Raw genomic sequence first — 23,650 nt, 5'->3', positions numbered from 1 at the left:
GGGGGGGGGGGAAGAAAAGCGGCTGTTACACCGCTGCCGGGATAGCCCGGCGCGTAAAAGCTCAATGCGATTCAGTTTTAGGGTGCCCGAGATTCGGGCAGACTTTCCCCACTTTCGCACACCACCGCCCCCAATTTCAAGGGTATTCATTGGTTCGAAACCCATTTTCCGCCATCTGAGACAAGCCAAAAGGCGGCCCCTTCTACAGGGACCGCCTTTACTGGTTTAGCGCTTAAAGCTCAGAGCTAACGAACTACTCCTGGGAAGACCACTCCTTCGGACGCTTGCCCGGCTCAGAGGAACCACCCTTGAGGCCCCACACCGTCATACCGTTATCAAAACCTTCCTCAGTACACGCCTGAGCAATCAGGGAACCCAGCAACGCAAGCGAGGCGATCACACCAAGTGCAATACCCAACGGCTGCAGCTGCTCGCTGTAGCCAGCAAACTGGCGGTTAATACCATCAGCCTGCGCCTGCAACTGACGCATCCACTCCGGATCTTGACGACGCTGCCCCTGGTCACCAAAGCCCCAATCATGCTTCGGCATGGATTCCTGGAAGCGAGCGTTGATCTCAGCGGATGCAGCCTGAATCTGCGGGCCGAACGCCTCATTCACGCCATAACCAATACCTGCCAGCAGGCCGATCGGCAGCATCCACAGCAGCGGGCTGTTCGTTGCGAATGCGTTGGCAACACAACGCTCGGCCTTCTCAGACGAACCCTTCTTGTTGTCCGGGTCGGTCGGAGGAATCGGCTCATCGGTCTTCTTCTTCGTACCGACCTTGATGATGAGCTTCTGCGGAGCCTTCTCTACGACGCTGCCGTCTTCACGGTGGATGCGCTCACCAGGCTTACCCGGCTGCACAACCTCGTGCTTGCCAGCTTCAAGTTCGGAGTCCTCGATGACCTCGTAGTCGTAGGCGATCTCCTCAGTCCAGCTGGTGCCCGCCGGCGGCTTGGTGCCAACGCGGACAACGCGCTCGACTGGCTTCTCCACTAGCTCGGCGACAGGCTTGCCGTCAACAATCTTGAAAACGTACTTGCCGTCCTTACCAGCGACGTCCTCGACCTCTTCACCAGCCTTCAGCTTCGGATCGTAAACAACCTTGGTGGTGTAACGAACCTCGATCTCGGTACCCTCATCAGGCACCTCCGGCTGCTCCGGATCTTCCGGATCGGCCGGCTCAACCGGCTTCGTACCGATGCGGATGATGTGATCCTGCTTCTCAACAAGCGTCTCTTCGGTGCCGTCCGACTTGTGCTGAACCAGGCCGGGCTCGCCCTGCTGAGCAACCTCGTGCTTACCGGCCTCAAGCTCCGGATCCAGCTCGACCTTCACCTCGAACGGGATCCGTTCCTTCCACTCCTGACCAGCCGGCGGCTTGGTGCCAACACGGATGATCTTCTCGACTGGCTCCTTCACGACCTTCACCGAAGGCTGACCATTCTCGACGGTCACCTCGACCTTGCCGTTTGCACCTTCCTGGTCCACGATTTCCTGACCAGGCTCGAGCGTCTTGTCGTAGATGATCTTCGTGGTGTACGGAAGCTCGACTTCCTTCGGCTCGACCGGTGGGGTCGGTTCGTCGGTCGGCGGCGGGGTCGGGTCTTCAGTCTTCTTCTTGGTGCCGACTCGGATGATCGCCTTCTTCGGCTCCTTGGTGCGCTCGGTTGTCACCACAGGGTCGCCGGACGGCTTGCCGTCGACAAGCTTCTGCGTAGACGTCACGACCTCTTCGCCGAACTCGCCCTGCTCGATGACCTGCTTGCCTTCTTCAAGGTTCGGGTCTTCGATGATTTCGGTCTCGAACTCAACGGATCGGGTCGTGGAGGTGACCACGCTGTCGTCCTCAAGGCCCGGGCCGAATTCAACGATCCTCGTGGTCGGCTCTGTACGAGACGATTCCTCGGTCGTTGCAGCTTCACCGCTGGTACCTGTGAAGGTTGCGGTGTAGGTGGCTTCGCCGTCCTTGCCTTCCTGAACAACCCGGACCTCACCCGGAGCAAGCTCGTCGTTCGGGCGCAGTTCCGTCGGGTACGGGATGGGCTCCTTCCACTCCACCTTGTCGGTAGCAGTTGCCTGCTTGGTGCCGACCTTGATCACCTTGGTGACCGGCTCGGTGGTGGTGGTTTCGTCGCCACGCGTTGCTTCGACAACCTCGCTGTTCACGATCTTCTGGGTGATCTTGGTGATCTTCTCACCAGGCTTGCCCTCGGTGACTACCTTGTACTCGCCGGCAGGGATCTCCGAGTCGTACTCAATCACGGTGCCGAACGGAATCGGCAACTTCTCTTCCAGCTCGTACGTGCCTTCGGTCATGGTGCCGATGCGGATGATGGACTTGACTGGTTCCTTCGTCCGCTCGGTGGTGATGGTCGGATCGCCGTCTGGTTTACCGTCGACAATCTTCTGGGTAGTGGTGATGACCTCCTCACCGTTCTCACCTGGTTGGTCAACCTTGGTCTGGCCAGCGGGCACCTTGTCGTCCACGATGTACTCGACCTCGAACGGGATCGCGCGTGTGGTCTTGCTAGTCAGCTCCTGGTCTTCAATGCCCGGACCATACTCGATGATGCGTGGGGTCGGCTCCTTGGTGATCTTGTCCTCAGCAACGTCCGCGTTTCCACCTGTGGCGGTGAACTTTGCGGTGTAGGACTTCTCGCCGTTTTCGCCTTCCTGGACAACCCTGGTCTCGCCCGGCTTCAGGTCCGGGTTCACACGAACCTCAGTTGGGTACGGGATCGGGACCTTCCAGATCACTTCCTTGGCAGTCTCAGCGGGCTTCGTACCGACGACAACAACCTCAGTGACTGGTTCCTTGGTGCGTTCCCACTCACCGTCCTGCTTCTGCTTCTCCTTGCCCGGCACACCCTTGGTGAGGACCTTGTATTCACCGGCAGGGATGGTGTCATCGGTGCGGTACTCAACCTGGAACGGAACTTCGCGGGTCGGAGTATCCACAACGTTGACCGTTGCAGTTGTCCGGTCCTTGGAGCCGTCCTGGTAAGTCACGATGACAGGGACGTCAATCTTGTCGCCCGGTTTAGCAGTCTCCGGCGCAGTGGAGATGACGTTGCCCTTGTCATCCAGGCCCACGAGCCAGTCGCCGTTTGCAGTGTGCAGCCAGTAGGTCGGGTTGCCGTGCTCGTTCTTCTCACCGGTCGCCTTGCTTCCCTTAGGGAGAGCCTTCGGATCGATGACGAACGGGTTGTCCTCGGCAACATTAATGTTTTCCGGCTTTTCAAGCGTAAGCGGCGACGTTACCGTCGCACCCGGGTACACATCCTTGGAAGGAATGACCGGGTTCGACTCCCAATTGTTGGTGCGGGTCACCACAGTGGTGACGGGGACCGCGTCGGTCGAGCCATCCGGGTAGGTGACTGTGACGTTGTGTACGTGCTTGTCACCAGCCTTAGCGTCTGCCGGCGGGGTAACAGTAACCTCACCAGTCTCCGGGACAATCTCGTAGGTCCAGCCGTCAACCTCGGTCTTGGTTACTGGCTTGTCACCGTCTAGGCCGAAGGAATAGGTCGAGCCCTTTGGTGCACCGTCCGAATTGACGTTTCTCTTGATTGGCTGGCTCGGGCCAGTGACCTCCACAGCGTAGGAAGGCTCGTGAACGTCCTTATGCAGTTCCACGACCTTGAACGGCGCATACACGACGTCCTGAGAGCCGTCGAGGTAAGTAACCGTCACAGGTACCTGAATGCCGTCGCCAGCCTTTGCAGTTTTCGGCGGGGTTGCGGTGACGTTGCCGTTTTTATCAATCTTGACTTCCCAACCATCAACAGTGTCGGGTACGGTGTAGCGCTTCGACTCGTCCTCGGACAAGTCACGCTCGGGTACCTTCGTCTCATCCAAAACCGCAGAGTCAACGCCCTCACCAGGCTTGGTGGTCTTCAACAGGTACTTCGGCTCATAGATCTGGTTGTGCTTGCCCTTGGCCACGACGGTGGCGATGGTGAAGTCAGTGGAGCCGTCCCTGTATGTAACGCGTACAGGAATATCTGCGGACGAGCCCGGGAGAACATTCTTGCCAATGGGGGTGATGATGTCACCGGTGATCGGATCAATCTTTACCTGGTCCCAGGTGAGGTTGCGCGGCGGCGCAATGTAGTCCGGATCCTTCGGATCAGTGATGAGGGAGAACCGTGGCTCAGAGAGTTCACTGATGTGCTTGCGGTCAACCTTGCTCGTTACCGATGTGCCGATCAGGCCGGTCACCGTCGGGTAGGACGGCTGGTTCGCGCGCGAGTACGCACCGACGACGGTGAAGTCTGCCGGCACCTTCGCCGTAGAGCTATCCGGGTAGGTCACCTCTACCGGAATGGTGACGGTCGTGCCGTTCGGAATGTCCTCACCCGGCGTTGCGGTGACTTGACCGTTCTCATCAATTGTGAAGTCCCAGCCAGCGGGCCACTGATTCTTAGGTGGCAAGGCGTACTTAGCCGCCTTCGGATCCTTCAACAGGGTCGTAATGTCCGAGGACACCGGCTCCCCTGCCTTGGTAATCCTTGGCGGGTAATACGCGTTGTCTTGTCCCGACTTTTCACCAACAACGTTGATGGTGCCGGTAGCGATCTGTGGGTTCGCGCCATTGCCGTAGTGCGCCTTCACAGGCACGGTGAGCTGCGCACCTGGCAGAGCCGTGTCCGGGATAGTGGCAGACAACTCGCCGGTGTTTTCATCGATCGTGACCGTCCAGTCGCCCACCTTGTATTCCAAAGTGCCATCCGGGAAGGTGTAACGGTTCGGCTCCTCGTCATCCTTGTGGCCGCTCAAGCCCACCTCGGGCATGACAGGCTGGAGTTTGACTTCCTCCTCGCGCTTGCCGGTCACTGCGGTGTAGTCCGGCACCTTCACGTTGCTGACAACCTGGAAGGTCGCTTCCGTAAAGTCATCAGTCCCATCGGGGTAAGTTGCCTTCACCTTCGGGTTAATGACACTGCCCAACGCAACGGTGTCGTCCGCCTTCGCGGTGACCTTGCCGGTGTCATCGACGGTGACGGTCCAGCCAGCCGGCACTGTGGACTCATCAACCTCATATTTCGCCGGTTTGACCGGCTTGTAGCCCTTCATGATGGACTTGAGGTCAATATCCGAGGTGATGGACGAGTTCGGATTACCCTTCACCAGACCCGGACGCACCAAGTCGGTGACCTGGGTGTTGTTCGGATCAATAATCACCAGCAGTTCAAGCTCGTCTGTAGAGCCGTTCGAGTACTCCACAATGACCTTCGGGCGTGCGAAGGTACCCGGGCGTGGGTTTTCCGGAGCGGTGACAGTGACGTTGTAATTCTCGTCCATCTCGACGGTCCAGCCGTCGAAAACGTACTTCTCGTCAAGCTCGACATTGGCGTTGAAGCCGCCGTCGGCCTTATCTTTCTTCAACTCCTTGATCAGGTGTGGGATCTGAGTGAAGGTGACCTTCTGCGGCTCGGTAGCCAGCGGACCGGTCGGGCTGTCAACGCCAGAGATGATCGACGCGTCGGTCTTGTCGTACTTCGGGGTGTGGTACTCGGTGTCGTCCAGGGAGAACGCCTTCGAGTCGATGACGTTCGCCTTGTTGTAGCGCGTCAGCGAGTTGGAGCTGTCGAAGACTTGAGTGGTGCCCCACTCATTGTTGTTCTCACCAGCAGCCTGGAGCTGGTCAACGGTACGTGGCTTCGCCAGAACGGAGAAGTTCACGTTCTTGTCGGTGGCCAAGTCGGTGCCGCGGTACTCAGGCCAGGTGAAGAAGATCTCGCCAGTCTCTTCGTCGATACGCAGGAGCTGCGTACCGCCGGAGGCTTCCGTGTCCGAAGTGCCGATGAACTTGCCGTTGCCGTCGTAGGCTTCCACGACCATGCGGGACATGGAGTCATCCGTGCCGCCGTTCACCACATCCGGGATGTTGATTGTGCCGACCTTGGACTCTTCACCCGGGACGATCACATGTTTCTCGGACACCTCGGCGGTCTTCCAATCCACACTGATCGGGTTACATTCGATGTTCTCACTCGGCCACGGGTTCACCACGGCCGTAAAGGATGAGCTGGTTCCCTGGGTGGCAAACGGACCGCTAGTACGGTCTTGCGTGTAATTGCCCTGCCATGCGTAACGTACCGGGCTCGCGGTAGTGGCCTCAGCGAACTGCTTGACTTTCGCATCGGTCAGCTTCGCATTGAGGTTCAGGTTTCGCTGTCGCCCAGAGCCAGTAATGACGAGGAATTCGTCGGCCTTGTGTGTGACCACCTTGTCAACAAAGGTCTGGCCCGCGTCCATAGCGGGAATCTGACCTTTGTCGAGGTACCCACCCATAAGGCCTGAATTGGTAAAACCCCAGTCAGCGAACGTGCGGTCCTTCGAGTTATCAAAGGAGACGCTCAAGCCCCAGGCTTTCTTGTTGGGGCTGCTCGCAGACGGCTCAGAGGTATACCAGCTGAAACCAGCCTGGCTGCCACTCTCAGTGGTTCCCGAGACGACACACGAACCGGCCTTCACATCAGAGGCCTTCTGGGCGTCCTTCTCCACCGCGCCGGACTTCTCGCGGATGCCGCCGGACATGGTGGCGGCCGCAGCGGACGGCGCAAGCGGGCCAGGGGCGACGACACTGAACGCGCCGAGCGCCAATGCAACCACGGACGAGGCTGCGATGCCAGTACGCGCCCGTTTCTGCGAACGCTGAATCGAACGAGACGAATCAGTCACAATTACTCCTTCATAGATCCGCGAAGCACCTGCGCACCGCTACAACAAGGAAAGCGACGTTAGCCGCTACCAGATCAGTCCAGCACGTAAACACTCAATGCGATTAGCTTTACGCATGCCCAATAGGGCAGACGCCTCAACTGTTCCACAGGTTATGGCCAAAAATCAACCGGAACAACAGTGAATAACAAGGTAAAACTTAGGAGTTTTGCCGCCATCCGAGACATTTGCAGTTTCAAGTATTTTTACCCAGCATGATTTGCCTGCGTATGGCGCTGCATATCGCACTACCTGTAAGTACGTATAAAATTCTCTATGACTGAGGCATCAGTCACATCGCGCGAATTACAAAGCGCGCGGACGGCGCACACCAGCCAAGCCAACTGCCGCCACCATCATGCAAAGCAACGCCGCGGAAACGATCACACGGTAATCCCCCCAATTGCCTGCGGTAGTGACGGCGGCAGTGATCCAGTGCATGGGGAACACCTGGGAGACAGACTCCCACGCGCCTTCAAGCGGGGCGCTCGCCGCCTGACGCCACACCCATCCCACCAGGCCGGTCTGCACCACGGCCAACACGCCTGCCAGCCCAAGCCCGGCGCGCACCCCAAACACACCGGCAAACACCTGCGTCAGGCCCGCCGAGGCAAGCACGCCGAGCGCCAACGCGCCGCCGATACCGGCCAGCGCTACCGGGCCAAGGTTGGTGCCAACAATCCAGGCCAGCGCCACCCCGGCTGCGGCAACAAACACCGTGCCTAGGCCCAGGATCCACGCCCGGCCACGGCCCACGGACGCGGCGAACCACCCTGCGGCAGCCAGCGCCACCCCGCCGAACACGGCAAGCGTCGCTAAGAGCATCGCCGCGATTGGTGAGAACCCAACGCCTACAGCACCACCGCCAGCACCCGCGCCCGCCACAGCCGGCGGCAGGGACGCGCGCACGTCCCTCATCTTCGCGGAGGATTGTTGGGCAAGCGTGTTGATCTTCACCGTGCCGTCGACAAGCTGGGAAATGCCCCCGGCTGCCTCCTGCACCTGACCTTCAAGCTCAGCAAGCCCCGAAGCCAAGGACGCGGCGCCGTTGGTGGCTGTATATATACCGTCGTGATACGCGTAGCCCGGTACGGCTAGTTGGTTAGCAAGGTCACGGGAGCCGTCACGAAGCTGGTTCATCTTCGCCACCGCATCCGCCGGGATCTCAGCCGTAGCCGCCTGGTGTCGAAGCTCCTGCAACGACTCACGCGAGGCCACCACGTCCGGGTCTTTGCTATCCTTTGTGGCCTCCAAATTACGGTCAATCGCCGCAACCACCTGGCCCCGCACCGCCTCAAAGCCGGCGACCTGGGCCACAATCTCGCCGACGGAATCAGCCAGCTGCGTCGCGCCCGCGCCAAGCTGGCCAGTGCCCGCCTGCAGCTGCACCATGCCGTTGGAGAGCTCCTGGGCGCCGCCGCGAGCCTGCGCAATGGCGTCTACAAGCAACCCCTTGCCCTCATCCAACTCCCCCACACCATTGACCAACTGGCCGGTACCCGTGGTGAGCAGACTTAACTGGGACGCTGCATCAGACGCTGCCCTGCGCGTATCAGCCAGCGGGTCAGTGGCTTGGGTGGCCTGTGCGCCAGTCCCCGAGCTCACCCAGGTCGACGCAGGGTGCATCGGCAACAACACCGCCGCGAGAAAAACCAGCGCAACTATACCCAGACGCCACTTCATGGCACAGTATTTAACTAAAGCTACTGCCAATTTACGTGGAGGCGCACCGTCGTGGCAGCAGTTGCTACGCTGGTATTCGCGTTTTTATCAGCCAGCCCCTACAACCTAGAAATATTCACCATGACTCTTCCACTCGTGCTAGCACTCGTGGCGGCTGCGGTGATCCTGTCTCCAATCCTGGTGCGCGTGATGGACCGCGCGGCCGGATACCCAATCGCCGCCTTGTTGTTTACGGCCGCGATTGTGCTGGGATCTCACTTAGGCGACGTCGCTGCGGGCACACCACTAACCTGGGGCTTTACGTGGGCCCGTGACATCTTCGGTCCCGGAACCGGCGTGGAGTTTGCCATGCGGGCAGACGGGCTGGGCATCTTCTTCGCCCTGCTCGCGCTCGTTATCGGCGGTGTGGTGATGTGCTACTCCGCCGCCTACCTGCCCAAGAAAGAGGGCAACACCAGCTTCTACACCATCATGACGGCCTTTACGCTGTCCGTGCTGCTGCTGGTGCTTGCAGATGATGTGGTGTTGCTGTTCATCGCCTGGGAGCTGGTCTCCATCGCATCCTTCATGCTGATCGCGCGCTCCGGCTCCTCCGGCGAGGCAGGCTCCTACCGCACGCTGATCCTGACCTTCTTCGGCGGCCTGACCCTGCTTGCAGCACTTGCCATCGCCGCGGTCAACACCGGCACCACCTCCATGCAGGAGCTTTTGCTTGCAGACGTCTGGCGGGACAACCCCTCCCTCACCACCACAGTGGCGGTGCTTGTGGCTGCCTCCGCGTTTACAAAGGCAGCGCAGTTCCCCTTCCACTTCTGGCTCCCAGAGGCCATGGCGGCCGCCACTCCGGTGTCCGCCTTCCTGCACGCAGCGGCTGTGGTGAAGGCTGGCGTCTACCTGCTGCTGCGTTTCTCCACCATCTTTGCGGACCAGCCGGCCTGGAACGTGATCTTGACGTCTGTTGGCCTGTTCACCGCACTGATGAGTGCAACGTTTGCAATTACCAAGACGGACCTCAAGCACCTCACGGCGTACTCCACGGTGAGCCACTTGGGCTGGATTGTGGCCGCCATTGGTATTGGTACTCCGCTTGCGCTGGCTGCGGCGCTGACGCACACGCTGGCGCACGCACTGTTTAAGTCATCGCTGTTCATGCTGATTGGTGTGGTGGACCATGAGGCCGGCTCGCGTGACATACGGCGTTTGGGCAAGTTGTACGACAAGATGCCGTTCACGTTTGCCTCCACCGTGGTGGCGGCGGCGTCCATGGCGGCCATCCCGCCGCTGTTCGGCTTCATTTCTAAAGAGTCCATCCTGGGCGCGTTTGAGGATTCCCCCTACGGCGCGCTGCTACTCACCGTGGGTGGCGTGGCTGCGCTGTTGACCTTTGTGTACTCCGCAAAGATTGTCTTCGGTGCGTTTGTGGATGGCCCGAAGGACATGTCCCACGTCCACGAAGCGCCGGTGCGCCTCTGGCTGCCGGCTGCGCTGCCGGGCTTGATGTCTTTGGTCGTGCCGCTGCTGCTCACGCAGGTGGACGGCCCGATCTCCGCTGCCGTGACCGCCATTACCGGCGAGGAGTACCACTCCCACCTGGCGCTATGGCACGGCGTGACCGCACCGCTTCTGGTGTCCACCGCCGTCCTGGTTGCCGGCGTGCTCTTTGTCATCTTCGCCCGCAAGCGAGTCTTCGCCGCCGTAGAAAACAAGCAGCTGCTGCCGTTTAGCGGCAACGATGTGCTCCACGGCGTCAATGAGGGCTCCACCTCCGCGGGCCGCGGCCTGGGGGCTGTGGCAGACGGCTTCAACCCGTCGCGCCACCTCTTCCCAGTGCTGTTCCTGGTGGTTGTCTTGGGCCTGAGCACCGCGCTGCTCACCAACGGCGTGGATGGCGTACCACTTGCACCTCGCGCCGAGGGCCTAGACGTGTGGTGGGACCTGATCCCGTTTGGCATCATCGCCCTGTCTGTTATCGGCATGATCACCACCCGCTCCCGCCTGGCCACCACCGTGCTGCTGGGCACCACGGGTGTGGGCATCACGCTGCAGATGCTGATGCTGGGCGCACCGGACGTGGCGCTGACCCAGCTGGTAGTGGAGTCGCTGACCGTTGTGGTGATGATGATCGTGCTGCGCTACCAGCCGCGCACCTTCCCGCCCACCCCACGCAGGCGCCAAGTCACCGCAACGGTGTTCGCGCTGCTCTCCGGCATTGTGGCCTTCCTCGGTGTGTACACGCTGCTGGGACGCCACGACCGCTCTGAGCTGGGCATGTGGTACATCACCCAGGGCGGTGAGGTGACCGGTGCGGACAACATCGTCGCGGCCATCCTGGTTGAGTTCCGTGGATTTGATACGCTCGGCGAGCTTTCCGTGCTTGGCATGGCCGCCGTCGTCATCGCCGCGGTGACCCAATCTATGCCGCGCCACATGTTTGAGGCCGGCACTCGCCCGCGCCCATTCGGCCAGTCCCAGTTCAACTCCCTGCCAATGCGCAAGGCCGCCGCCATGGTGGCGCCGGTGCTCTTGGTCCTGTCCATTGTTATTTTCTTCCGCGGCCACAATGCCCCGGGCGGTGGTTTCGTTGCCGCCTTAGTGATGGCCACGGCATTTGCAATGAGCTACCTCTCGCGCGGCGCGGACGCGTACGTGGTGGGCCAGCGCACCCCGATCAAGCTTGCGGCTATTGGCATCATCGTTGCCATTTCCTCCGGCCTGCTCGGGCTTATTGAAGGCGGCTTCCTCTACGCCCTGCACGGGGAAATCGCCGGCCAGCACTTGAGCAGCTCCCTGATCTTTGACTTTGGTATTTACCTGGCCGTGCTTGGCATGGTCACCCAGGCCATCAACGCACTCGGCGGCTACCTGCGTCCGGGTACAGAGGTGCGCAACCTGGACTACACGCGCGATGAGCCGGATAACCCGCTGCCTTCCATTCCGGAGCCGGAGCAGCCGGAAAACGCCGTCGCGTCTCACCCGAAGCCGCTCAACCCGGCAGACAACCCGCTACCCGTCTCAGCGAAGGAGCTTTAAACCATGGTTATGGCACTATCCATCGCAATGCTTGTTGCGGGAGCCGTTTACCTAGTCCTGCAGCGCGGCATGGTCCGCGTGGTCTTCGGCATGTCTTTGCTCGGCCACGCCGGTAACCTAACGCTGCTTGCCACCGGCGTTGGCGCTTGGCGTGGTGAGGCCTTCCCGTCCCGCACCCCCGTCGAGGACATCGCCGACCCACTGCCCCAGGCGTTTGTGCTGACCGCCATTGTGATTGCAATGGCCACCACCACAATCCTGTTGATGATGGCATCACTCGGCCGTGATGATGACACGTCGGACAACCCCACCGGCAACGACGCAGCATACGACAAGATGCGCCTGAGCCCCTCGGCACTGTCTACCGCCGGCCGCCGCGCACGCCTGAACCCCAAGAAGCTTGAAGAGGTACACAACATGGACGTCTCGGAGGTGAACCGATGACCGCAGGAGCAGTCCTTCCCATCTTCGTTGCACTTCCACTCATCGTTTCAGCCATCACCGCGCTGAGCCCGAGCAAGAAGCTTAACGACGCACTGTCTATCCTCATCCCCGCCATCAACCTCGCCGGCGGCATCTGGCTCTACGCCTACACCTCCACGCATGGCACCATTGGCCACGTCATTGGCAAGTACCAAGGCGGCGTAGGTATCTCCTTCGGCGGCGACCAGTTCTCTGCCGTAATGCTGGTGGCAACCATGATCGTGGCGATCACCGCCAACTGGTTCGCCATCGCCGTGGGTGAAACCCAGGCACGCTACTTCACCCCCCTGACCCTTGTGCTGGTCACGGGTGTCACCGGCGCGCTTCTGACCGCGGATCTGTTCAACTTCTTCGTCATGATTGAGGTCATGCTTCTGCCGTCCTACGGCCTGATCGCCATGACCGGCACCCGCCACCGCCTGCTGTCTGCCCGCACCTTTGTATTGGTGAACCTGGCGGCATCTACCCTGCTGCTGGTTGGCGTGGGCTACATCTACGGTGTTGCCGGCGCGGTGAACATCGGCGCGCTGCGCGGCGCCGCCGCCGGCAACGGCCCGATCACCGTGGCCACCGGCCTAGTCATCATCGCCGTTGCCGCCAAGGCGGGCGTGTTCCCCGTCCACACCTGGCTGCCGCGCACCTACCCGTCCACCTCCGCCGCCGTGATGGGCCTGTTCTCCGGCCTGCACACCAAGGTTGCGGTCTACATGCTGTTTCGCATCTGGGTTGTCATCTTCGACATGGACGAGCGCTGGAACACGCTGATCATCGTGATCATGGTGATCTCCATGCTGATCGGCGGCTTCGCCGGTCTTGCAGAAGACACCATGCGCCGTGTCCTGGCCTACCAAATGGTCAACGGCATGCCGTTCATCCTGGTCATGCTGGCCTTTACCGCCGACGGCGGCGACGCAGCCCGCTACGCCCTAGCCGCGGGCCTGCTCTACACCGTGCACCACATGATCACCGTCGGCGCACTCGTGCTCAACGTCGGCGCAATTGAAGAGACCTACGGCACCGGCACCATCTCCAAACTCTCCGGCATTGCACGCCGCGACCCGCTGACGTCCGCCGTCTTCGTCGCCGGCGCGTTCTCCATCGTCGGCTTCCCACCATTCTCCGGCATCTTTGGCAAGGTCACCATCATGCTGGCCGCCGCCCAGCCCGGGGATTGGCGTTCCTGGGTGGTCATCACCACCATCATCGTCGCCTCCTTCGGTGCGCTTCTGTCCATGATGCGCGTGTGGAAGGAAGTGTTCTGGGGACGCCCAATGCAGAACTACCCGGAGGCGTTGAATGTGAGGTGGCGGTTCATGTTGCCGTCGGCAAGCATGATGCTCCTCTCACTGGCCATGTTCATCGGAGCCGGCCAAATGTGGGATGCCTCCACCACCGCCGTAGACAGCCTGCTGAATGTGGACGCCTACTCCACCGCCGTACTTGGCACCGACCCAGTCGGCGTACCCAACGTGGCCGAACTGCAGGGAGGTAACTAAATGCGCTACATCGCTTACGCCCTCTGGATCATCAAAGAAATCATTGTTGCCGGCATCCAAACCAGCGCCGCAGCGTTCAAACCCAACTCCGGGCTTAAACCCGTAGTGATCTACTACCCGCTGCGACTGACCACAGACTGGGAACTGTTCTGGTTCTCCACCTCAATCACCGTCACCCCCGGCACCATGTCGGTGGGACTACGGCACAGCGCACACCCCGGCGAGCCCGAAATCCTCATCGTGCAAGCCGCATTCGGTGAAGACCCCCTAGACATCATCGAAGGGCTGGCAGACATGGAAGAACACGTCAATCCAAACGTGAAATCTATCCCGTTTGATGCGCAATCTGTGGAATGGGAGCCCTACATCGACCACGGCGACACCACCCCAGAGCAAGACCTGCCGCCCGCAGAAAGGATGAGCTAGCATGCCTACCAGCACGTTTGAAGCCATCATCATGGCCTGCATCATCATCATCGCCATCTGCCTGCTGGTGGCACTCGGCGCACTGATCCTAAGCAAGGACGAACTGACCCGCGCCGTACTCTCAGACATGGTGTTCTACGCCATGGTGGCCATCTTCCTCGTCTGGACCCTGATTACAGAAACCATGATTGGCTACGACATCGCCGTACTAGCCGCCCTTGCCTGCGGTGTGGTGCCGACGATCTCCATGGCCCGCATCATCTCAAGGGGGCGCCGCTAATGGCTATCTACGAAATCATCGTTGCCGCGCTTGTCATCGTGGCCACCATCTTCATCATCGCCGCAACCCTGTTGCAGCTGCGCGCACCCGACGCCCTGACCCGCGCCAACCTGCTCGGCCCCCTGGTCACCATGGCATTTCCCATCCTGGTTGTAGCCAAACTGATCTACTCTTGGTCCACCACCGGCTTCAGCGCATGGGAACTGGCGCTTGCCATCATCGCTATTGCAGGCGTATGGATCGTCGGCTCTGTAGGCACCTTTGTCATGGGGCGTGTGCTCTACGGCGTGACCGTCAGCGACAAGCGCGAAGCTGGTGCTGGTGTTCAAACCCCGGTTAACGGCAGTGAGCAGGCCTGAGTACGACTATGTGACCAACCTCGCCCTGCAAGCAGGACGAGGTGATCGCGCTGCCCTTGAGCAGTTCATCGCCGAGACACAAGACGACGTCTGGCGGCTTCTCACCAACCTGGCCGGGCGCGAATACGCCGACGACCTAACCCAGGAAACCTACCTGCGCGTACTGAAAGCCCTGCCGCGGTTTGCAGGACGCTCCAGCGCACGCACCTGGCTTCTGTCCCTTGCCCGACGCACCTGGGTGGACTCCGTACGCCACGACATGGCACGCCCCCGCTCCGCCGAAGGCGACTACTCCGACTACTCGGACGCCGCCGCCCTAGAACCCAGCCCAGACAACGCCACCACCTGGTCCGAAGTCATAGACGCCCGCGCCATGCTCGACGGCCTTGCGCCCGAGCGCAAAGAAGCCATCGTACTCACCCAAATCCTTGGCTACACCTACGAAGAAGCAGCCAAAATTGCCGGCGTGCGCGTTGGCACAATCCGCTCCCGCGTCGCCCGGGCACGTGCCGACCTCATCGCCGCCGGCGGCGCCGGCGCCGCGGATGACACACAGTAACTTCTGAGACGGTCTAAGATAAGAGCACTGTTTTGTTCAACTAAAAACCCGTTGGGAGCGGGCTCACATGCTCAGAACCGCAACAATTATTTCTTTTGCCTTCATTGGCACCCTGGTCGGCGCAGGCTTCGCCTCCGGCCAGGAAGCACTTTTGTACTTCGCCGCATTTGGCACCCAAGGCATCTGGGGCGCCGTCTTGTCATCCGCACTGATGATCATCGCCGGCGTGACCATCCTGCAGCTCGGCTCCTACTTCCAGGCCGACGAACACATGGAAGTCTTCGGCGGCATCTCATCCAAGATCATGTCCTGGGTGCTAGACATCGCCACCATTGTCACCCTGTTCTCCATCGGCTTTGTCATGTTCGCCGGTGCAGGCGCCAACCTCAACCAGCAATTCGGCATACCCGTCTGGATCGGCGCCGTCATCATGCTGGTTGCCACCCTCGGCGTGGGCATGCTCGACGTGGACAAAGTCACCGGCGCCATCGGCGCACTCACCCCAGTGCTGTTGATCATGGTCATCTTCGGCTGTGGCTGGACCCTGATCAACGCCCACCCGGACTGGGGTGCGCTCAACGCATACGTGGCACAAAACGTAGACACCACCCTGCCTAACTGGTGGATCGGTGCGCTGAACTACACCGGCCTCAACGTCATCTGCGTTGCCTCCATGGCAACCGTGATTGGCGGCAACCAGCTGGACACCCGTGCAGCCGGCCTCGGCGGCCTCTTCGGCGGCATGGGCTACCTGATCATGCTGCTTCTTTTGTCCATCTCCCTGCTGGTGAAGATTGAGACCGTCTCCGGCGAAGACATGCCGCTGCTCTCCCTGATCAATGAGGTGCACCCAACGCTTGGTCTCATCATGGCCCTGGTCATCTTCGGCATGATCTTCGCCACCTCCCTGGGCATGTTCTTCGCCCTGGGCAAGCGCCTCGCCCGCGGCCGCGAAAACCGCTTCCGCCTCATCTTCATCTCCGCCTGCCTCATCGGCTTCGTCCTGTCCTTTGTGGGCTTTAAGGAACTGGTCAGCGTTGTCTACCCGATCCTGGGCTACTTGGGCGTCCTGCTCATCGCCGTGGTCACCGTCGCGTGGCTGCGCGGCGCACCGAAGTTGCGCAAGGAAGGCGACCGACGCCGCCGCGCGCTCGAACTGACGCGCCTGAAGATGGACCCGCGCGAGCGCTTTACCAAGAACGACCAGCGCGAGCTGGAGCATGTCACGTCCATGTCCGTGGTTGATGACGAGGAGCTGTCGGAAGCTCTGGAGGAGGAAGTGGCACAAGAGCTTCTTGACGACGACGACGTCGACTTCAGCCACGAAGACCGCGACTCCGACCCCGTTGTCTACGTCTCCTACACCGATCCGGTCACGCACGAAGAGTACGAGCGTGAGCCCGATGAGCCGTGGAACGACAAATCCATCGACGAACTGATCGCCGCCGACGCTGAGGAGGCTGCCGAGGCAGCAGCCGAAGAGGAGGAAGGCGGCCAGACCCGCCTGTAGTTGTTGTGCGGCGTGCGTGCGCGCCACCCGTCAAAACGCTAAATGCAGCTACTTACACCCGGCTACCAGTCCCTTTTATCGAAGGTAGCCGGGTGTAGGTAGCTGCAAACGTTTTACTGGGCATCGGCGCTACTGGGCGTCGGCGCTACTGGGCGTCGGCGCGCTTCTTCGCCAGCGACTCGCGCACCTTAGCCTCCAGGTCCTTGTCTACGTTGCCCCAGTAGGCGTAGACGCGCTCCTCAACATCCTTGTTCTTGATTGCCAACATCTTGTTGGTGATGTTGTGGACGAAGCGCTCCTTCTCACCATCATCGAACACGTCGCGGTAGAGCGTACGGGCCTGGACGAAGTCATCATCCTCAGCATGCTTCACGTACGCCGCGCGCACCAGGTCGGTGCCGTGCGGGTCCGGGTTGACGTAGAGGTTCTCCGCCTGGCCGTAATCGGTGAAGTTGGAGGAGGAATCCTCGCCATTGTCCAGGTAGCCAGCGCCCTTGCCGGTGCGGTTCGGCGAGTAGTTCGGCTCGTTCTCCTCGTTGAAGAAGTACGCCATGGAACCACGCTCCGCATACGTGTTCACATCGTTGATCGGGCGGTTGACCGGCAGGTCCTTGTAGTTCGTGCCGATACGGTAGCGCTGCTGGTCAGCGTAGGCGAAGACGCGCGCCTGCAGCATACGGTCCGGCGACAGACCCACACCCGGAACCAGGTTCGCCGGGTCAAGCGCCAACTGCTCAATCTGGGCGTGGAAGTTCTTCGGGTTACGGTTCAACACGAAGTAGCCAACCGGGATCAGCGGGTAGTCCTTCTGGGACCAGGTCTTGGTCAGGTCGAAGGGGTTAAAGCGGTAATCCTTCGCCTCTTCGAACGGCATGATCTGCACCTTGACGTCCCAAATCGGGTAGTCGCCCTGGGCAATCGCGTTGAAGAGGTCCGCGCGCTGGAAGTCCGGATCGGTACCGGCCTTCTCGGTAGCTTCCTCGTCGGTAAAGCACTCCCAGCCCTGGCGGGTCTTGAAGTGGTACTTCACCCACACCGGGGTGCCCTCTTCATTAATCCACTGGAAGGTGTGGGAACCGAAGCCGTCCTGGTGACGCGAGGTCTTCGGGGTGCCGCGATCACCCAACAGGTAGGTCACCTGGTGCGCGGTTTCCGGGGTGCGGGTCCAGAAATCCCACTGCATCTCATCATCACGCAAGCCCGAGTTCGGCTGACGCTTCTGAGAGTGAATAAAATCAGGGAACTTCATGCCGTCACGCAGGAAGAACGTCGGCGTGTTGTTGCCCACGATGTCGTAATTGCCGTCCTCGGTGTAAAAACGCAGGGCGAAGCCGTGGACGTCACGCCAGGTGTCCGGCGATCCGGCCTCACCAGCCACTGTGGAAAAACGAGCCGCCATCGGGGTAACAGTGCCCGGCTGGAACAGCTTCGCCTTCGTGTACTTGGACACGTCTTCCGTAATGTGCAGCTCGCCGAAGGCGCCGTGCCCCTTGGCGTGCGGGATACGCTCCGGAACGTTTTCCCTGTTGAAGTGGGCTAACTTCTCGATCATGTGGACGTCGTTAAGCACATTGGCTCCCTGACGCCCCTGGGTAACCGAAATATTCTCCGAGGCAACCGGCTGCCCACTCAGCTGGGTGGTTTTGCCCTTGCCCGCGGGACGCTCGCCCTTTGCGACGATCTCTTCCGCCCTACTCTTCTCCGCCATTGGTAGCTCCTTGAATCGGGGTTATGTGCGTGTACCCGCCCACCGTAGTGATTTTCCGGAGCCGACGTAAGGAGAAGCTAGACCAGGAGCTCGGCGATCTGGACCGTGTTCAGCGCCGCACCCTTACGCAGGTTGTCGCCGGAGACGACGAAAATGAGGCCGCGGTTGCCGTCCACAACCTGGTCCTGGCGGATGCGGCCCACAAGGGAGACGTCCTTGCCGGTGGCCTCAAGCGGCGTTGGCACCTCAACAACCTCCACGCCCGGCGCGCCCGAGAGCACCTCGGACGCCTGCTCGGGCGTGATTGCCTCGGAAAACTCGGCGTGCACCACCATCGTGTGGCCGGTGAACACCGGGACGCGCACGCAGGTGCCCGACACCTTCAGCTCTGGCAGGCCGAGGATCTTGCGCGATTCGTTGCGGAGTTTTTGTTCTTCGTCGGTTTCGTGGGTGCCGTCTTCAAGCAGGCTGCCCGCAAGCGGCAAAGCGTTGTAGGCGATCGGCGCGACATACGGGCCGAGGTTGGCGGGGCTGAGCAGCGAACCGTCGGAGGCGAGCTCGGTGTTGCGCACGCCGATTTCCGCGACCTGGTCTGCGAGTGCCTGGACGCCCGCGACACCCGAGCCGGAAACCGCCTGGTAGGAGGCAACGCGCATAGACACCAAACCGGCGGTGTCGTGCAGCGCCTTGACCACGGGCATGATTGCCATCGTGGTGCAGTTCGGGTTGGCAATGATGCCCTTCGGCAGCGCCTTGGCGTCCGCCGGGTTGACCTCGGAGACGATCAGGGGCACCTCGTCATCCTTGCGCCATGCAGAGGAGTTGTCCACAACCTTCGCGCCGGCGGCGGCGAAGACGGGGGCCCACTCGCGCGAGGTGGAACCGCCTGCGGAGAACAGCGCGATGTCCACGTCCGCCACGGACTCTTCGGTGACCTTGGTCAGGTCTTCAACCTCAACGGGTGCGCCGCGGAACTCCAGCACCTTGCCCGCGGAACGCGGCGAGGCGAAGAAGCGAACGCGGTCGCATGGGAAGGAACGGTCCTCCAGAATGGAGCGCATTACCTGGCCTACCTGGCCGGTGGCGCCAACTACAGCAACGGTGGTCATAACGTGAAAACTCCTTAAACAGGCCGTTTTAGCGGCCGGTACCTGCGTAGACAATTGCGGCTTCTTCGCCGCCCAGCTCGAACTTGCTGTGGATGGCGCGTGCGGCCTCTGCCAGCTCGTCCTGGTCCACCACTGCGGTGATGCGGATTTCAGAGGTGGTGATCATGTCAATGTTGATGCCGGAGTCACGCAGCGCCTCGGTGAAGTCTGCGGTAACGCCCGGGTGGGACTTCATGCCGGCGCCAACCAGGGAGACCTTGCCAATCTGGTCGTTGTAGGTGATGTCGTCCCAGCCTTCGGCGTCCTTCATAGCGCCGAGCATCTCCATGGCACGCGCACCGTCTGCCTTGGGCAGGGTGAAGGTGATGTCCGTCTTATTGTCCTCAATAGAGGAGATGTTCTGCAGGACCATGTCAATGTTGATCTCTGCATCTGCCAGCGCGCGGAACACCTTGGCGGCTTCCCCTGGCGTGTCCTGGATGCCCAGGATGGTGATCTTTGCCTCCGCGTTGTCGGTGGCAACACCGGTCAATACTGCTTCTTCCACAGGGATATCCTCCAATGCTCCGGCGACGAGGGTGCCGGGGTCGTTGCTGTAAGAGGAACGTACCCGCATTGGTACGTTCCAGGCGCGCGCGTATTCAACGCTGCGCAGAACCAAAATCTTCGAGCCGGACGCGGCCAGTTCCAGCATTTCTTCGAAGCAGAGCTTGTCCAGCTTGCGGGCGTCCGGGACGATGCGCGGGTCTGCGGTGTAGACGCCGTCTACGTCGGAGTAGATCTCGCATTCGTCCGCACCTAGTGCTGCCGCCAACGCTACTGCGGTGGTGTCGGAGCCGCCGCGGCCAAGGGTGGTCACGTCCTTGGTGTCACGGTTGACACCCTGGAAGCCGGCGACGATGGCAATGTTGCCCTGGTCAATGGCTTCCTTAACGCGGCCCGGCGTGACCTCAATGATGCGGGCGTTGCCGTGGCGTTCAGTGGTGATCACGCCGGCTTGGGAGCCGGTGAAGGACTGCACGGCCTCACCTTGTGCGGCAACTGCCATGGCCACAAGGGAGTTGGAGATGCGTTCACCGGCGGTGAGCAGCATGTCCATCTCGCGTGCGGGTGGGGTTGGGTTGACCTGCGCTGCCAAGTCTAGAAGTTCATCGGTGGTGTCGCCCATTGCGGAGCAGACGACAACCACGTCGTTGCCCGCGCGTTTGGTAGCCACCACACGCTGAGCCACGGCGCGAATACGCTCGGCGCTTTCTAGCGACGATCCGCCGTATTTCTGAACGATAAGGGCCATCCGTACCTCCCACGGGTCCGCGTGCATTCCGACATACAAGAATAGCGTCTCAAATCCACAGCAGGAACACCCGCATTAATATCATTCACCGTGCACAATATTTACCTGTCTGCAATCCTCGCGCTGATCTCAGCCGCGACGATGGCCGCAGGTACCGTGTGGCGCCACCGCATCATGCGCGCGGGTGCCTCCCCGCTTCGCTCGATGCGTCGGCCGGCATGGTGGGCCTCGATGGGGGTGGCATTCCTTGCATATGCCTTCCAAGCTGCGGCGTTAGCGTTCGGATCCTTGCTGGTGGTCCAGCCTGTGCTCGCCCTGTCGCTGATGCTCACCTTGCTGTTTTCGGCACGCCAGGAGCATCGCCGCATGCACCCGGAGGAGGCGTTTTGGGGTGCGTTGCTGACCATCAGCGTGGCCGGGGTTGTGCTGCTCGGCCGCCCGCTTGCCGGCACGCGCGAGCCGCTTGCCTGGGAGTGGGTCATCGTGGTCATCTCAGCGGTTGCGGTGGTTGCGGGAGCTTTCGCTTTTGCTTATCGACGCCCCACCGCAACCCAATCCCTCACCTACGGCATAACCTGTGGCGCCCTGTTTGGCTACCAAGCCCTGTTTTCCAAAGTGGCCGTGGACGACTTTGTCAGCGGCGGCATCATGGGCCTTTTGACGTCCTGGCAGCTGTGGGCGATGCTGCTGGCCGCCACGGCGGGCACGGTCGTGCAGCAGTACGCCTTCGCCGCCGGCAACCTGGGCACCTCGCTGCCAGCCGCGAAAGTGGTAGAGCCGATCGTGGCGTTTACACTCGGCATCTTTCTCCTTGGGGAAACGTTTCGGGTTACTTCGGGGGCGGGGTGGGCGGCAACGGGGGCGTCGATAAGCATCATGCTCATAAGCGCGGCGATGCTCACGCGTGCCAGCGTGCGGTAATCCTGATGACAATTGTCATGTTTGATTGGTGACAAACGCCTCTACCAGCAACAACCTGCTGTGGGCAGAGTTGGAGGCATGGAAAAAGCAATCGAAGTTACAGGGCTGAAGCGCCGCTACGGCGACTTCACCGCAGTTGATGGCATCAGCCTGCACGTTGCCCCCGGCGAGGTCTACGGGCTGCTGGGAACCAACGGCGCGGGCAAGACCTCCACCCTAGAAGTGATGGAGGGCCTGGCCGAACCTAGCGAAGGCACCGTGCGAGTGCTGGGGCACGATCCGGTCAGCGGCCGTGCCAGCGTGCGCCCGTACACCGGGATCATGCTGCAATCCGGCGGCCTGCCCCAGGCACTGACCGTTGAAGAGACAGTAACTATGTGGGCGGGCACGTGCTCCGCGCCGCTGCCCACTGATGAGGTGCTGCGCCGCGTCCAACTTGAGCACCGCAGCGATGTCAAGGTGGGATCGCTCTCCGGTGGCGAGCAGCGGCGCCTCGACCTCGCATGCGCCCTGGTAGGCAACCCGACCTTGGTGTTTCTTGATGAGCCCACAACCGGCCTGGACCCCGAATCCCGCCGGCATGTGTGGGGACTACTCAAAGAGCTCAACAACGCCGGGGTGACCATGGTGCTAACCACCCACTACCTGGAAGAAGCAGAGTTTCTTTGCCACCGCATCGCCATTATGCACCGCGGAAACATCGAGGTAGAAGGCACCCCTGCCCAACTGACGGAGACGGTGCCCTCTGCAATCTCGTTCGGGCTTGGGGGTGGCGTGCCTGCTTTGTCTGGGTTGCCTGATTTGCCGGGCACTGCCACGCATCTTGCCGACGGCCACGTAACCATCACCACCTCCCACCTGCAGCGCGACACGCTTTCAATCTTGCAGTGGGCGGACCAGCACTCGGTTGTATCGCTTTGGGTAGATGAGCCATTGCAGTAGGTAGACGGCAACCATGGGAACTCCGCAGAGCGTAGCGATTACGTAAATAATCCTGACGGTATTTGCAGAGGTTTCATATACTTCAGCTACCCCGGCACAGACCCCTGCTATGCATTTATCTTTTTGAGATCGATGCCATTTATTTTGTGGGAACATTATGCGCAACTGTACTCGAATGATGGTAATGCTACATTTCTCTGTGCTGTAGAGGTGAAGCGTGGTGTACCGTCGCCGTGGGGACAGATCAGCTGGAGCACTAAGAACGCTACGCAGGGCGTGGTTGGAGATGGCAACGGTAATGTGATTAATCAGGGGTGGATGTAAAATTTCACAAATGCAGTTACCTGCTCTGAGAAGCGATGGGGCCTCTCCATTAGAACCATCTCCGGTGGATTATGTTTTTATGCTGCTCACAGCACAGTGCAACCCTGCAGCCATCGACCAAGCTATATCAGCACAGCTGACGTTTCGCTCCCGCATTGGAGCCAACTGCGACCTCAAGACGCTTTTAATTAGGGCAGATTGTTCCAATTTTGCTACCTACGTCCACGCCCGCTGTCTGAAGTTAGGACTTAGTTGACAACCCGTGCCTGGAGCAAAACCCTCTGGTGAGCCAAGCATCCGGTTAACGTTTCTGGCTAGTTGGGGAGTCTTCTCCACCGCTTCGGAAAAATGGCCTCTTTTTCTTATTGGGGTCGGGTGTCGAGTAGTTCTGCTGGGTCGTAGTTTTCCGGCCACCCGTAGTCATACTCTGGGTCTGGGAAGGGTGGTTCGGAATAATCGGGTTCTTTTGGCAACGGCTCCGGAAGTACCGCCTTGATGAGGAAGTGAAGGCCGTATTCTTCCTCCAGTGTTTTGATTTGCGCGTCGGCTTGGTCCAGGTTGTGGTGGTGGTCAAAATCATCAAGGATTTTGTGGCCTTTGGCGTAAAACTGCGCCACAGTACTGCGACGAGCACACACTTGCTCAAGGTTGCTCTTCCATCGTGGGGCCGCCGCTTGAGTGTTGTAGTCAATCAAGCCATCCGGCATGCAGGTTTCATACGTGCCGTTGGAAAATAACCACAAGATTTCACCGGTATCAGGATCCGGGACGTAGAAGCCGCGCTTATCGGTTT

General features: G+C 60.6%; 16 protein-coding genes and 1 pseudogene. 10 read left to right on the top strand and 7 right to left on the bottom strand.

Annotated features, from left to right (window positions below; all coding sequences use genetic code 11):
* Positions 1-253: 253 nt before the first annotated feature.
* Together HMPREF3104_RS02970 and HMPREF3104_RS02965 are read right to left on the bottom strand one after the other, a co-directional pair.
* Positions 254-6,694 (bottom strand): G5 domain-containing protein, encoded by a 6,441-nt coding sequence (locus HMPREF3104_RS02970; RefSeq protein WP_070494171.1) that lies wholly within the window; start codon positions 6,692-6,694, stop codon positions 254-256.
* A gap of 345 nt (positions 6,695-7,039) precedes the next feature.
* Positions 7,040-8,416 carry a hypothetical protein gene (locus tag HMPREF3104_RS02965; RefSeq protein WP_070494170.1) on the bottom strand — a complete coding sequence of 459 codons (1,377 nt, stop codon included), beginning with the start codon at positions 8,414-8,416 and terminating at the stop codon, positions 7,040-7,042.
* Between the two features lie 120 nt (positions 8,417-8,536).
* On the opposite strand from HMPREF3104_RS02965, the gene HMPREF3104_RS02960 reads away from it, so the two are divergent.
* From HMPREF3104_RS02960 to HMPREF3104_RS02925, 8 genes are all read left to right on the top strand, one after another.
* Positions 8,537-11,446 carry a DUF4040 family protein gene (locus HMPREF3104_RS02960; RefSeq protein ID WP_070494167.1) on the top strand — a complete coding sequence of 970 codons (2,910 nt, stop codon included), beginning with the start codon at positions 8,537-8,539 and terminating at the stop codon, positions 11,444-11,446.
* Between the two features lie 3 nt (positions 11,447-11,449).
* Positions 11,450-11,890, top strand: coding sequence for a cation:proton antiporter subunit C (locus tag HMPREF3104_RS02955; RefSeq protein WP_052205560.1), 441 nt, complete (start codon positions 11,450-11,452; stop codon positions 11,888-11,890).
* A complete protein-coding gene (locus tag HMPREF3104_RS02950) occupies positions 11,887-13,425 on the top strand; it encodes a monovalent cation/H+ antiporter subunit D family protein (RefSeq protein ID WP_070494164.1) in 1,539 nt (512 codons plus the stop codon). Before HMPREF3104_RS02955 ends, HMPREF3104_RS02950 begins: the two co-directional genes overlap by 4 nt.
* Positions 13,426-13,851, top strand: a complete 426-nt coding sequence (locus tag HMPREF3104_RS02945; protein WP_070494161.1) for a monovalent cation/H+ antiporter subunit E — start codon at positions 13,426-13,428, stop codon at positions 13,849-13,851.
* A 1-nt stretch (position 13,852) separates the two neighbouring features.
* Positions 13,853-14,131: a cation:proton antiporter gene (locus tag HMPREF3104_RS02940; protein WP_052205563.1), complete on the top strand. Its 279-nt coding sequence runs from the start codon at positions 13,853-13,855 to the stop codon at positions 14,129-14,131.
* Positions 14,131-14,490, top strand: coding sequence for a Na+/H+ antiporter subunit G (locus HMPREF3104_RS02935; protein WP_070494159.1), 360 nt, complete (start codon positions 14,131-14,133; stop codon positions 14,488-14,490). The genes HMPREF3104_RS02940 and HMPREF3104_RS02935 overlap by 1 nt, the downstream gene beginning before the upstream one ends.
* Positions 14,477-15,049, top strand: a complete 573-nt coding sequence (locus HMPREF3104_RS02930) for an RNA polymerase sigma factor (RefSeq protein ID WP_070494158.1) — start codon at positions 14,477-14,479, stop codon at positions 15,047-15,049. Before HMPREF3104_RS02935 ends, HMPREF3104_RS02930 begins: the two co-directional genes overlap by 14 nt.
* A 67-nt stretch (positions 15,050-15,116) precedes the next feature.
* Entirely contained in the window at positions 15,117-16,559 is a 1,443-nt protein-coding gene (locus HMPREF3104_RS02925; protein WP_070494156.1) for a YkvI family membrane protein, read from the top strand.
* A 145-nt stretch (positions 16,560-16,704) separates the two neighbouring features.
* Here HMPREF3104_RS02925 and HMPREF3104_RS02920 read toward each other — a convergent pair whose 3' ends face one another.
* The 3 genes from HMPREF3104_RS02920 to HMPREF3104_RS02910 form a co-directional block, all read right to left on the bottom strand.
* Positions 16,705-18,267, bottom strand: coding sequence for a catalase (locus HMPREF3104_RS02920; protein WP_070494154.1), 1,563 nt, complete (start codon positions 18,265-18,267; stop codon positions 16,705-16,707).
* Positions 18,268-18,344: 77 nt separating this feature from the next.
* The gene (locus tag HMPREF3104_RS02915) at positions 18,345-19,376 is read right to left on the bottom strand and encodes an aspartate-semialdehyde dehydrogenase (protein WP_070494152.1); all 1,032 of its coding nucleotides are present in this window, start codon (positions 19,374-19,376) and stop codon (positions 18,345-18,347) included.
* Positions 19,377-19,404: 28 nt separating this feature from the next.
* Positions 19,405-20,670, bottom strand: a complete 1,266-nt coding sequence (locus HMPREF3104_RS02910) for an aspartate kinase (RefSeq protein ID WP_070494151.1) — start codon at positions 20,668-20,670, stop codon at positions 19,405-19,407.
* A 90-nt stretch (positions 20,671-20,760) separates the two neighbouring features.
* Here HMPREF3104_RS02910 and HMPREF3104_RS02905 point away from each other — a divergent pair, with 90 nt between their 5' ends.
* Together HMPREF3104_RS02905 and HMPREF3104_RS02900 are read left to right on the top strand one after the other, a co-directional pair.
* On the top strand, positions 20,761-21,591 hold the full coding sequence (locus HMPREF3104_RS02905) for a DMT family transporter (RefSeq protein ID WP_070494149.1): 831 nt from the start codon (positions 20,761-20,763) through the stop codon (positions 21,589-21,591).
* 78 nt (positions 21,592-21,669) lie between these two features.
* Positions 21,670-22,533 carry an ABC transporter ATP-binding protein gene (locus HMPREF3104_RS02900; protein WP_070494147.1) on the top strand — a complete coding sequence of 288 codons (864 nt, stop codon included), beginning with the start codon at positions 21,670-21,672 and terminating at the stop codon, positions 22,531-22,533.
* On the opposite strand, the gene HMPREF3104_RS12015 is transcribed toward HMPREF3104_RS02900, so the two are convergent.
* On the bottom strand, positions 22,468-22,689 hold the full coding sequence (locus HMPREF3104_RS12015; RefSeq protein ID WP_083278895.1) for a PspC domain-containing protein: 222 nt from the start codon (positions 22,687-22,689) through the stop codon (positions 22,468-22,470). The two genes, HMPREF3104_RS02900 and HMPREF3104_RS12015, sit on opposite strands and share 66 nt — an antisense overlap.
* A gap of 530 nt (positions 22,690-23,219) precedes the next feature.
* Positions 23,220-23,650: pseudogene (locus HMPREF3104_RS02895) on the bottom strand (hypothetical protein); the annotation flags it as partial.

Origin of the sequence: Corynebacterium sp. HMSC30G07 (genome assembly GCF_001806945.1) — a bacterium.
GTDB lineage: Bacteria > Actinomycetota > Actinomycetes > Mycobacteriales > Mycobacteriaceae > Corynebacterium > Corynebacterium riegelii.
This window is presented reverse-complemented; position numbering and strand designations above follow the sequence as displayed.